Source organism: Bacillus sp. B2-WWTP-C-10-Post-4, from assembly GCF_009183805.1.
Classification (GTDB): Bacteria; Bacillota; Bacilli; order Bacillales; family Bacillaceae_G; genus Bacillus_A; species Bacillus_A cereus.
In genome coordinates, this window is the sequence record NZ_WEII01000099.1 from 1 (window position 1) to 13,545 (window position 13,545).

Sequence of the window (13,545 nt, forward strand, 5' to 3'; positions counted from 1 at the left end):
CTATACACCAGTTAACACTATATAAATAGTATTAACTATCTTAATTGAATATTAGTAATAGTAAGTATAAACATTATCAATTTACTACATCTTACATTTATGTAAAAATAAATACATGTTAAGCTTTTTCAAAATCTTTCCCCTAATAAAGATTTGAAGTAGCATTTCATGATTCTCCTTACTGTTAATATGCCTTGAAAAAGAACCCTATAGGGTTCTTTTTCTTCTCATTATAACCTCAGTAAGTCCATGCAAAAAGGACTGCTAATTATTTGCAGCCCTTTTACACGTTAATATACACTTGTATTACATGCTTAAAACTTTATTGTATTAGGTATTTATACCAACTAAACATGCCATTATCATTTAGATATATAACACTTCAAAGTTTAGAAGTATACAATAACAAATCTTTCCCAGCTTCCAACTACATAACTAGTAGCTGTTAATTCTCTACCACCATTTGCTGATATATATCTACCATTACTTAGTGCTTGTAATACATATATCCTATTGTCTCCACCATTATATAAGATAAACTTTTCCCATGCACCAATTGATGTACGATCTGCTACTACTCTACCATTTGGCTCAAACGAAACATACTTCCCATTACTTTTAGCTTTTAAAGCGTACGTATATAATTCCCCAGTCGGAATTAATTCGAATTTCTCCCATGCATTACGATTTGCTATTACATTTCCCGAAGGCTCAGCCGAAACATATTGTAAATTTGCTGCCTGTATAGCAACTGTCCAACTTCCATTTTACTTTAAAGGTTTAAACAATTGTGACCACATTTGTTTAAACCTCCACAGTTTTTTCTAAACTATTCTCTAAAAATCTTATTTTTCGTTGTAAATAAACCTGATTGGTACTCTTTATGCAAAAGAAAAGATGGAACCTTTAATTCAACTCCACCTTTTTTCGAAATAAAAAGCATCTAATTCTATTTGAATTAGATGCTTATATTTAGTCCTTAAACCTAATATTCTAAACTATTTACGCGTTTGTAAATCTTTTTTTATTACATCCCAGAGTGAATTATCTTGACGCATCGGTTTACCCTCTTCATCCCATTTTATTTTTTCTGTTCCCAATTCATAATTCATCCCTGTCCATGTGTCTTCACGGAATGCATAGAATGATTTATGCCATCCTTTTTGGTTAAAGATAGAAATAAGATCTTGCATGTATTGGGTAGCACCTGGAACAGTACGGTTAATTCCAAACTCCTCTGCAATAATTCGATTAGATGGTACATGATTTTTCTTAGACCATTGTTGAATTGGCTTCAAAAACTTCTCTAATCCCTGTCTATTCCACATTACAGGTTTCTCTAAATCCCCTACTTTTACTAATCCTGGATATTGATATTCCTTGTTTTGTTTTTCACCTTGGCTCGTTAATTCATATGGTTCATACATATGAAATGCGTATAGTGTTTTTTTATCCTCTACTGGTTTTAAATATTTAAAGGCCCATGGAGTAGCATATAAACCTGAATCTAAAATAATCGGTGTTTCTTTGTCCACTTCACGAATGGAGTTAATCACCTTTTCATAAAATCTGTTTAAATCAGCTGTCGTTCCTTTTACTTTTGCATACCATTTCTCGTAATCTTCCGTCCAAAAATCATTATATCTATTATTTTTAGCTGTTTCTGGATGTGGTTCATTTATAATATTATAACCAACCACCGCGGGGTGATCTTTTAGTTCCAGAGCGAGGTCCTTCCAAAATTGACTTGCTTGTTCTTGATACTTCTCTTCTTCCCATATTCTGTCGTCATTCTTATTATTATTAAATTGGCGCCATCGATCACCAGGTAAGGATAACATTGTAAGAACGACTTTCATTCCTTGTGATTGTGCGGCATCTAAATCCGCCTTTAATTTTTTTAGATCTTCCTTTACTAATCCCCGATAGTTATCTGCATTACCTATCAGAAAATCCTTTCCAGAAGTATCTGGTTTATCCTCAAATAGAAAATCTTTATCTTTTGCCCATTTATCAGGTGCTAAACGTACATATTCAATATTAGCTTCTTTTGCACTTTTATAGTTTTCAGGTAATGACGTACTATTCATGAAATTAGTACCCTTTCTTTTCGAATCCCAAAAACTAATTTTTGAATCGCCCTTGTGGTATGTATCAGCTCTTACATTCATTTCCTGTACTCCAAAACTCATCATGCCTAATAACGCAACAATTGGCAAAACTTTTTTCACAACTTTTCCTTCTTTCTCTTTATATTTAACACACATAACATACCTTTGTTTTGTTACAGGAATATGGCAATTTTCCAAAAATACCTTTTAAATTTATACATTGGTAGTTCATTCATAAAAAAAGAAAGAGATAATTAGAACGTTGCTTCATTTTAAAAGAAACAAAAAAGGAATCCTTTACGGATTCCTTTTTGCAATGCACTCTTTTTCAAATGGTACATTTTGCACCTACTTTTAGTATAACTTATAATTCCTATAAAATAAATAAGATTAACTGAAATTTACTTCAAATTGTGATAAAAAACATAATTAAGAAGCGCAGATAACTAAATATCATCCCTTTATTAAATAAAAAAGATTAAATAATTCCCCCTCCAAACTAGGACCCCTTTACACTTTTTACAAATATTGTTATAATTAGATAAACTAAAGCATTATCCCATTAACAAAGGGACTCCATAATTGGAGTCCTTTTGTTAATTAGCTATTAAAAATGATAGCATGTGATTATTGTATAATTTCTTCCTTTTTTAGATCTGCATATTCTTCTACGAAATCCCATAAACCTTGCTTTTCGAAGTAAGAAATACTTTTTTCACTTCTTCTAGGAGTTTAATTGCTTCATCTTCATTAAGAGAACGTAAAATATTGAAATGATATACATACTCTTCATTTCCTAATTCCATACAAACTGCTAATCCTTTTTCAATAAGTTCTTTTACAATATTTGTTTTTCTTAGCTTATAGTGTTCACGCGCTTGTAAGAACACTGCTTTAAAATGGGCAATATTCTTCTCTGTGACTTCTGATAAATGACGAATTGCTAATTTAGATAAATTTTGAGTTGCATATAATAGTCCTAGATTATGCCTTACTATTAAAATCAATTTTTCTTCATTATGTTTTTGCAAAAGGTCAATGGAACGATTGAAATGTTCTTCCGCTTTTTCAAATTGCTTTAAGAATATACGAGCTGTCCCTAATGCGGTTTCACAAGAAGCAACTTTCACCTCATATCCCATTAGCCCTAAATACAAGGAATATAGATACTTATTTTACTTTCAAAGGCTGAAACCTTGCTGCATAACTACTGAAAATAAAATGAAAAGACGTTCAAATCCATATGGATAGATCGTCTTTTCACTTTATTTCATACATATACTGATTTTTCACTTATTCATTTTGTATTGTACTTAAAAAACCAATAAATTCATCTTCATTTACAGGTTTACTGTAGTAATAGCCCTGAATTAGATAACATGCATTACGTTGTAACACTGTTAATTGTTCCTTCGTTTCTACCCCTTCTGCTATCACTTTCATGTTTAAAGTATGAGCAAGTGAAATAATGGTTTGTATAATTTCATCTCCATCAGTAGAAGTTCCAATCCTATTAACAAATTCTCTTGGAATTTTCAAAGTATCAATTGGATAAAGAGGCAGATACGCTAATGAAGAATAACCTGTACCAAAATCGTCAATTGATAAATGTACACCATATGATTTTAATGCTTTTAACTTCGATAAGGTTTCCTTTTCATCTACCATTGCTATTCGCTCTGTTAATTCCAAATCAATCGAATTAGCAGGTACTCCTATCTCTTCTATGGTAGATATAATGGTTTGAACAAAATCTTTCTGTTCAAACTCTATAGCTGATAAATTTATCCCCATCTTTAGATTTGAAAAGCCCGCAGAATGCCATTCTTTCAGTTGTTGACACGCTTTCTGTAACGTCCACTTCCCAATTGAAATAATCTGCGCCGTTTCTTCTGCGATAGGTATAAACTCAAAAGGAGAAATCAGCCCAAGCTCTGGATGTTGCCAACGTATTAAAGCCTCTGCACCAATAACCTTACCTGCCTTACTATCAATTTGTGGTTGATACAATAAAAACAACTCATTATTTTCAATTGCATTTGGTAAATCCTGTTCTAATCGTAATCGACGAGTTACTTTTTGAGATAATGTCTCGTCATACATACAAACAGCATTGTTACCTTTTTCCTTTGCGCTATACATAGCGATATCAGCGTGTTGTAAAAGTGTAGTAGTATTTATTCCTCCAAATGGATACACTGCTATTCCTATACTAAGAGATAAGTAAAAACTATGCTGATTTACTACAAATGGTTCTTCAGTTATACGAAATAGAGTTTTACACAAATCCAATAGCTGTTGCTCTGTTTGGTTATGGACAATGATCGCAAACTCATCACCACCTATTCTTGCTAGAGGAATAGTCGGTGACAGACATGTCCTAAAACGTTTGGCAACTTCTTTTAAAACCTTGTCACCAATCGAATGACCCAATGTATCATTAATAGTCTTAAAGCGATTTAAATCAATATACAGGAGCCCAAACTTATCCTGTGTTTTTTGTGCACGCTTAATAGATCTATCTAATTCTTGTTGGAAGAATATACGATTTCCAATCTCCGTCACCGTATCATGGAATGCAAGGTAATTTATCTCTTCCTGTTGTTGTTTCATCCTTGTTATGTCTTTTACCATTACATAGCTCCCAAAGGTTTGTCCTTCTATCATAATAGGAACTATAGTGACATACCAAAAGAGTATATCCTTCTCATTGTTATTTTTCACACGTAACTGTAGTGAAGATGAACTACATCGTTTCCCTTTCTTTATAGCTGCTTCCAATTCAGATTTATCTTCATCTAAAAAAATAGAGAAGCACTCTTTCCCTATCAATGCAGCACTTTCTTTTCCTAATAACATACTTCCAGCCTGGTTTATATTTAATACGATACCGTTTGAATCAATCGTTAAAATAGGATCCGGATGATACTCATATAATGACTTAAATCTCTCTTGATTTTTTACTAAATCATTAGATTTATTTATTAAATCCCTTGTTCTTTGAGATACTGTTTGTTCTAATTGATTATTAAACACTTTTAATGTTTTAGTTAACTCTTTGTTTTGCATTCGTACGATTGTATGACGAATCAGTACAAATACAAAAGCAATACAATTTCCCGTAATTAATGTAGCTGAAGAAGTTTGCTCTTTCAAAGTAAAGCCAATTAAGACTGCAACTGCAAGATAAGGGAATATACCAAGAAGTTTCTCTCCAAATGTCGGATTAATAATAAAATAATTTCTTTTAGAAGAAGTATTCTTTGGGATTGTAGCAGCAATAGCGATAAATAATAGGAAAACTCTATACAAACACCTTAAAAATATAACTGAACGCTCTGACAAATCACCTTGTAAGTAAAAATACAAATAGTCCGTAATAGCCAATCCAGTTAATACTAGGATAAAAATAAACAATTTACTTTTTGCATTGAAAATAGCAGGTCGAAAGATCAGTGTAACTCCAAGTAATAGAAGCAATAAATCTATAATCGGAAAAATAAATGAGAGAAAAACATCTCCAATTGATAAGAATAAAATATTTGCAGATGGTTTATTAAATAGGTACCACTCTAATGTAAAAATAGCAGTAACAACAATGCATAAATCACAAAGTAAATACGCTTTCTCCCATTTGTTACATTCCATCATAATTTTATAAAAGAACGCAAAAAGAAAGAAGAATAAGAAAAACAGTAGAAATACATCAGAAATATTAAAATTTTGTATTGGTAATTCTACATTAAGTACTTGAAAAGCGGATATGAAATTCCCTATCAAAAAACACCCTATTGCAATAGTAATGCAAACCCAGAATACTCCTAACTTAATTTTTTGGAATAATATAGAATACAGTAATGAGATAAATACAGTAGTTTCAACGACTAAAGATGATAGTCGGATATTAAAATCTGATACGAAATAATGATTCGGAAAAACAAATAAAAATATAAAGCAAAAGCTTATATAAGTTATTAAAGCCAATATCAATACATAAAATTGCACATATACATGTTTACGCAATGGATTCACCTTCTTGATTTTTCTATACTTTTATTAAAAAATGGCTTGATGGTGGCACAAGTCCTACTAATTAAAATGTGTGCTACCTATTATCCATATTATGACCTTTTTAAAAGATTTCTTTCTACACACAACAATCTTATTAACTTTTTGTAGATGTTTACAATTATCAATACTGAGGATTCTAAAAAGGATAAGCTGAAAAATGTAATTTTTCAAGTATTTGAGCATCGTAAATTTGGCGGGTACAACTTATCTACTCTTTACATATGAGATAGAATCTACTCCTCTATTGGATTATAGTTGCTATCTGTCACACTTAAAAAGGAATGAAAATATACTATCATTAAAATAGAAATTCAAATTAGTTTACGAAACCAACTGTAACTATTATAGTTACACAAAAAGTTGATGTCAATTTCATATCCTCCCTTTTTAACGGACAAAAGACATGACCTATTGAACAAAAATGTGATGTTTATAAAAAGGGCGGTAAAGTTTTATCTCCTTACTCAAAGAATTATAAATGATTTAGAATTAGATGAAATTGAAGCTAATATTGCATCTCCCTAAAAAGAATGTTACTCTAAAAATAGAATTATGAAAGGAATGATGGATGAATAATGATTAACTAATTTATATTTTAAGTTGAATTTTATAACTTCAAACTACAAAATATAGGGTTAGTCTATCCATTTTTAAAATTCAGTTCATACTTTATTTGTCATGATTCAAATGATTAATAAGTACTTATTAAGTATAGACGAAAGACTAATCCTTCCGATTACAAATTGGGGGATTTTTTTATTCCCGTTTGTCTTAGTTGAAACTTACTAATTGTTAAATGTACTTCACAAATAAAGGAGCGAGAAAAATGAGTACTTCAGATACTATTGTTACACATGTAATGCTCTATATAAGTCGTTAATATCCATCAAACTTATATAGAGGAATTAAAAAATGGATGGATGTTCCGACTTTATATGAAACGTTTCGATATATAAAGGAGGAATTATTGTGTCAATGATAAAGGTCCAAGACTTAACTTTTTCATACCCAGGTAGCTTTGATAATATTTTTGAAAGTGTAAACTTCCAAATAGATACGGATTGGAAGCTAGGATTTATTGGTAGAAACGGACGAGGTAAAACGACATTCTTTAATTTATTGTTAGGGAATTATGAGTATAGCGGGAAAATCCTTGCTTCAGTAGAATTCAATTACTTCCCCTACTCTGTTTCAGATAAGAACAAATTCACTCATGAAATCCTTGAAGAAATTTGTCCCCAAGCTGCAGATTGGGAACTTCTACGTGAGATATCCTATTTAAATGTTGATGCTGAGGTCATGTACAGACCATTTAAAACATTATCAAATGGGGAACAAACAAAAGTGTTGCTTGCTGCACTGTTTTTAAATGCGGGTCAATTTCTATTAATTGATGAACCAACAAATCACTTAGATACAGATGCACGAAAGATAGTCTCCGATTATCTAAGGAAGAAAAAAGGATTTATTTTAATTTCACATGACAGAATCTTTTTAGATGGGTGCGTTGACCATATCCTATCTATTAATAGAGCAAATATTGAAGTTCAAAGTGGTAACTATTCTTCTTGGAAGTTAAATTTTGATAGACAGCAAGAACACGAGAAGGCTACAAATGAGCGTCTACAAAAAGACATAGGGCGATTAAAACAGTCTTCCAAACGTTCAGCAAGTTGGTCTCATGACGTGGAAGCTTCAAAAAATGGAACGAGGAATTCAGGCTCTAAGTTGGATAAGGGATTTGTAGGACATAAAGCAGCCAAGATGATGAAAAGAGCAAAAAACCTTGAATCAAGGCAACAAAAAGCTATTGAGGAAAAATCAAAATTACTAAAAAATGTGGAAAAAACTGAGTCATTAAAATTGGAACAATTGCAATTTAAATCAAATGAATTGGTTACTTTAGTTGACGTATCCGTTAAGTACAATGATCAAATTGTGAATGAGCCGATTAGCTTCATAGTTGAACAAGGTGACCGAATTGTACTTGATGGAACGAATGGGAGCGGAAAAAGTAGTATCCTAAAACTAATTCTAGGACATCCGATACAGCATACAGGCTTAGTTACTTTAGGTACAGGACTCATCATTTCCTATGTCCAACAAGATACTTCTCATTTGAAGGGATCGCTATCAGGCTTTATTGAAGAGCACAAGATTGATGAAACCTTATTTAAGTCCATCCTAAGTAAGATGGACTTTGACCGAATTCAATTTGAAAAAGATATATCTCATTATTCTGGTGGACAAAAGAAAAAACTGCTTATCGCTAAAAGTTTATGTGAAAAAGCTCATATATATATATGGGACGAACCACTAAATTTTATAGATATCTATTCCCGTATGCAGATTGAAGAACTTATTCAACAATTTAATCCCACAATGGTTATTGTTGAGCATGATAAAATATTTCAACAAACAGTTGCAACGAAAACTATATCTATGTAGCTCAAAACGAATACTTGAAAATATAATCATTAACTTGAGTCTTTGAATTATAAAAACTTTAATGAATTGATAAAAAAAGCCTAATTTCTCTACAATACATTGAGAAATTAGGCTTTAAATAGTAATAATAGAATTCATAAACACTGAATAATTTACACATTAGGTTTATCTGTTAATGCAGTAACAATCCTGTCCACTAAGTTTTCTGGCATCCATTCATGATTTGTATCATTCGTTTCATTTGGTCCTAAAAAATCAATAAACTTTTTAAACTTTGGAAATAAAACAATAGAAGTGATCCAATGTATTGTATGATTTATGGAGAAGAAATGAAAAACTCCTTGCTTTTCACCCTCCTGTAATATTTCTTTTAACTGTTCAAAATTACCTATAAAATATGGTTGCTATTTTAAATGCCATTCACGCTTAAATATAGGAGTCTTCTTGGCTAAAATGATAAAAATAAGCACATCTTGTTATAAAAACAGATGTGCTTATTTTTTAATTTCTATGCATTTTTACGTTTTAAGAAAATCACTCCACCAACAATTAACAGTAATGCTCCTGTGGCCATAGAGATCCAACTTGTAAGATTAGTACCTGTTTGCGGTAACCATCCAATTTTAGATTGAATTTCTTTCTTAAGTTGTGGTTGTTCTTTTACTTGCTCGTTAGGTTGCTCTGGTGTTGGCGTATTTTTACCTGAATTTGGCTGTTCTGGTTTTGGTTGTTCCGATTTTCCCTCTTTAAATTTCACTGTTTGTCCCTTATCTTCAATTTCAGCGTGAATAGCTACTAATATATTATCTTGATACAGTTCTTCAAATACTACTACTTCTTTACCTTGTAATACAGAAGCATTAAATGTGAAATCTAGTGTGATAGAACCATTTTTCTCTTTAGCAGTAAACTTAGATTCTACTGTTACTTCTTTACCATCAACTAATAATGGCTTGTTTGTTGCTTTATCCACTAGTTTACCTTTTACTACGTACTCTTTACCCACGATTAAGTCTTTGTATTCCACTTTATCTTGGATTGTTACAGTTTTAGAAGCGTCTAACTCTTTAGAACCATCAGCTTTATTTGTAGCTGTCGTTTTAATAGAAGGCTCTACAAATCGAACTGTTTGACCTACATCGTTAATATCAGCGTGAGTTACAATTACTTGCCCTTCATGTAATAAGTCTTCGAACACAACTACTTCTCTTCCTTGCTGTTCAGCACCAACAAAAGTAAAGTCTAATGTTACAAAACCGTTCTTTTCTTTTGCAGTAAATTTAGTCTCAGCTGTTACTTCTTTACCATCAATTAGTAATGGTTTGTTAATAGCTTTGTTCATTAATTTTCCTTTTACAGTGTACTCTTTACCTACAACTAAGTTAGTGTACTCCACTTTATCCTGGATTGTGATAGAATCCTTTGAATGAATCTCTTTTCCACCATCAGCTTTGTTTGTAGCAGTTGTTTTTACTGATGGCTTAACGAACTTAACTGTTTGATCTTTATCATTGATATCAGCATGTGTCGTAACAACTTTTCCGTCTTTCAGTAACTCTTCAAATACTACTACTTCTTTTTCTTCTAAACCAGTTGCATCAAATGTGAAGTCTAATGTAATAGAACCATTTGCTTCTTTTGGTGTAAACTTCGTTTCAGCTGTTACTTCTTTACCATTTACAACGAATGGTTTATTAGTCTTTTTATCCATTAATTTACCTTTTAAAGTGTACTCTTTACCTACTTGTAGGTCTTTGAATTCCACTTTATCTTGGATTGTTACAGACTTAGAAGTGTGCATTTCTTTTGTACCATCTTTTTTATCAGATGCTGTTGTTTTAATTGAAGGAATCTTCTCATCTTTGACAACGTGTTTAATGATTTGACCATTCTCTTTAATTTCAAAAGAAAACGTTTCTTCATTTAATACATAACCGTTTGGTGCAACAGTTTCTTTATATGTGTATTTTCCAAATGGTAACTTTTCAAATTTAGCGATTCCTTTATCGTCTGTTTTTCCTTTTACTACTTCTTTTCCTGCTTCGTTATAAATCGTAAATTCTGCATTTGGAAGCTTGTTATTTCCATCAGCTACATCTACCTTTGTAATTTCTAGATCACCTTTGATAAGATGATTAACTGCCAATAACTCAATAACCTTTCCATGTTCCTTTATTTCGAACATAATCGGTTCTTTAACAAGAACGTAACCATTTGGAGAAGCCTTTTCTACAAATGAATATTTACCATACGCTAAATCTTTGACGTTAATCTCACCATTTTTATCTGTCTTATATTCCCCAACTACTTTTCCACTTGCATCTTTTAGCTCGAATGCTGCACCTTCTAATTTTTTACTAATATCTTCATTATCTACTTTTAGTAATTTTACACTACCTTTCACTTCGGTATTTTCCACTGTAAAAGTAAGTGTTTTATTGTGCTCTTTAATTTCAAAAGGATACTTTGTTTTATTTCCAATATATCCATTAGGTGTTTTTGTCTCTAAGAAATAATATTTACCATACGTAAGATCTTCAACGTTTGCAATTCCATTTTCTTTTGTTACTACTTTTTTCACTTCTTTTCCATCTTCAGTGAAGACTGTGAATTCAACATTTGGTAAAATCTTTCCTGAATCACTAAGCTTTTTAATTTCGATGTTACCTTTTACTTTGTTATTTACTATTTGGACAGCTCCTGTTTCCCCTGTCTTAACTTCAATAGTTTGTGGTTTATCATCTGAAACATAGCCTGTTGGTGCTTTAATTTCTTTTAATGTGTAAGTACCAATTGGTAAGTTGTTTAATTCTGCCATACCATCAGCACCAGTCGTGATTTTTCCGACTGATTCATTATTTGCATTAAAGACCTCAAATACTGCACCAGCTAAAACTTCTCCATTTTCTCCAACCTTTTTAATTTTTAAAGAACCAGCTGCTTCCCAATTTACTGCAAGATCACTACTAAGCTTTTCTTCATTTCTCTCTAATAGTACTGTAGCATTCTGAACAGTATCCGTACCACGATAAGCAATTGCTTGAACTTTAGTTAAATTAGCAGCAACACTTAAATTAAATTCACCCGTTTTTGTATTCTTAGGAATTTGGATACGAAATTTTTCTCCAACTGAAAGCTGATCTTTCACTTCTCCATTTTCACTAACAATTCTAACTCCATTAGGTGCATTTTTCGCTACTACTTTATAAGAACCACCCTTAGCATTTGTTTGTACTGTATATAGATTCGTTTCGAAGAATTCACCCTTTAATTCTGCTTTTTGTTTTTCAGCTGGGATAACATTCATATAAATATCTTGCGTATCCCCACTATTATTAGCAGCATTGATAATTGTCTTAGCTGCTTTTTCAACATTTTTATTCTCATGTTTTAATTCATTTACATCGAGTTGACCTAATGCATTCCAAACCGCAAGTTGCGTTGCATAATGCGCTTCATTTTTATTAGCTACTCCCAGCTGTTCAGCACTTTTTTGTGGGAAACCATTTAATAAGACTCTATATACTACATTATCTGTTTTCCCCATTTCAGGAAGATCTTCACCATTTGGTGATTTTAATCCAAGGGTTAAGCAATAAGCAATTTGACCACTTGAATTTTTAATCATTTCAGTGCGAATGTACTTACCTAGACTATTACTATAACTCCAGTCCATTGAATATTTCTCATGCGTCATAACCTCTGCACTAGCCCTAGGTAAAAATACATTAAGGAATAATGCCAGTACTGATAATAATGTAAAAACTCTTATAATGACTCTCTTACCCAATTTTGTAACCTCCCTAGAATAAATTAATCCGAGTATATATCGCAATATCTAAAACATTCACGATCGACCCAATTATCATTATAAAACAATAAATTACAAATATTAAATAATTTTAATAAAATAGTCAAAAAATTTACACATTTTATTATTTATCAAGTTTTTTAACGAATTTACTATATACAAATTCTAAAACACGCCTACAATTTAAAAGACAAATATGTATGTTAAATATATAAATAGCAATTCCTTTACTCCAGTTATTAAGCTTTCCCCTATTTAAAATAGCCTTTTCATTTTCTTGTTAACCTGAGTAATTTATACACCTCTTTTAATCTATTACACTCCTCCATTTAAATATAAAGGTGACTTCTCGTTCAAATAATAAAGTGAAACTTTAATCCGTCCGATTCCCACCTAACTTCTTTGCTTTCATTGAATTTTTGGGCGGGAGTCTTACTGCCCAAAAATAACGGGATATATTATGCAATATTGCATTTGATAATCATTTTTATTGTAACTATAATGATTACAGGATTACTATTAATCCAATATTCTACATGGAGGTTTTATTATGTTTAAAAAAATTATTGTATCTTCTATGGCGCTTACTATGTTCGGTGGAGCTGCAACTATGCTAGAGGCACCTACTGCTCAAGCAGCTTCTTATAACTCAACGTCATCCTCTTACTTTGATGTCACTCCTGAAGAGGCCGTGGCTTTCTATCAATCTCAAGACTATAAAAAATTAAAAGTATTTTTGGATGACTTTGAAGCTAGAAACCCTTATACTCCAGGTGGAGGCTACGCTCAAGGGAGTGTACGTATGCAAAAATTCAACGATGCTCTTAGAGATGCCAAATTAACAAATGTCTACCAAGAATTTATTAGAATCTCATACTATAATCATTATCCAGAACCAAAATAATAACAACGTATTAAATGTTTATTATTTCTATAACTTAGCCTAATTTTAAATGTATAACCTAAAAATAATTACTAAAAACCACTCATATAAGGGTGGTTTTTCTATTTCCCCATATAATTTAGCGGAATGTTACATCATCTTTATTTTAATATCTTTTATAGTAGACATTCTCTCGTTGACACAATCTAGTAGGTTAGCAA

At 31.5% G+C, this 13,545-nt stretch carries 6 protein-coding genes and 2 pseudogenes; 2 read left to right on the forward strand and 6 right to left on the reverse strand.

All coding sequences use genetic code 11. From position 1 onward, the window contains the following. Positions 1–389: 389 nt before the first annotated feature. From GBN78_RS24370 to GBN78_RS24385, 4 genes and pseudogenes are all read right to left on the reverse strand, one after another. Positions 390–767, reverse strand: a pseudogene (locus GBN78_RS24370) (fascin domain-containing protein); the annotation flags it as partial. Positions 768–998: 231 nt separating this feature from the next. Beyond that, positions 999–2,267, reverse strand: a complete 1,269-nt coding sequence (locus tag GBN78_RS24375; protein WP_152127788.1) for a glycoside hydrolase family 5 protein — start codon at positions 2,265–2,267, stop codon at positions 999–1,001. A gap of 512 nt (positions 2,268–2,779) precedes the next feature. After that, a complete protein-coding gene (locus tag GBN78_RS24380; RefSeq protein WP_002026151.1) occupies positions 2,780–3,253 on the reverse strand; it encodes a tetratricopeptide repeat protein in 474 nt (157 codons plus the stop codon). A 151-nt stretch (positions 3,254–3,404) separates the two neighbouring features. Next, positions 3,405–6,134: a sensor domain-containing protein gene (locus tag GBN78_RS24385; protein ID WP_001225599.1), complete on the reverse strand. Its 2,730-nt coding sequence runs from the start codon at positions 6,132–6,134 to the stop codon at positions 3,405–3,407. Between the two features lie 1,017 nt (positions 6,135–7,151). Between GBN78_RS24385 and GBN78_RS24390 the strand changes: the two genes are divergently transcribed. Beyond that, positions 7,152–8,630 (forward strand): Lsa family ABC-F type ribosomal protection protein, encoded by a 1,479-nt coding sequence (locus GBN78_RS24390; RefSeq protein WP_000061795.1) that lies wholly within the window; start codon positions 7,152–7,154, stop codon positions 8,628–8,630. A gap of 152 nt (positions 8,631–8,782) precedes the next feature. Here GBN78_RS24390 and GBN78_RS24395 read toward each other — a convergent pair. Beyond that, a pseudogene (locus GBN78_RS24395) lies at positions 8,783–9,034 on the reverse strand (TetR/AcrR family transcriptional regulator); the annotation flags it as partial. Positions 9,035–9,138: 104 nt separating this feature from the next. Beyond that, positions 9,139–12,420, reverse strand: a complete 3,282-nt coding sequence (locus GBN78_RS24400; RefSeq protein WP_100619780.1) for a VaFE repeat-containing surface-anchored protein — start codon at positions 12,418–12,420, stop codon at positions 9,139–9,141. 571 nt (positions 12,421–12,991) lie between these two features. Here GBN78_RS24400 and GBN78_RS24405 point away from each other — a divergent pair. Next, positions 12,992–13,345: a hypothetical protein gene (locus GBN78_RS24405; protein ID WP_000473483.1), complete on the forward strand. Its 354-nt coding sequence runs from the start codon at positions 12,992–12,994 to the stop codon at positions 13,343–13,345. Positions 13,346–13,545: the final 200 nt, after the last annotated feature.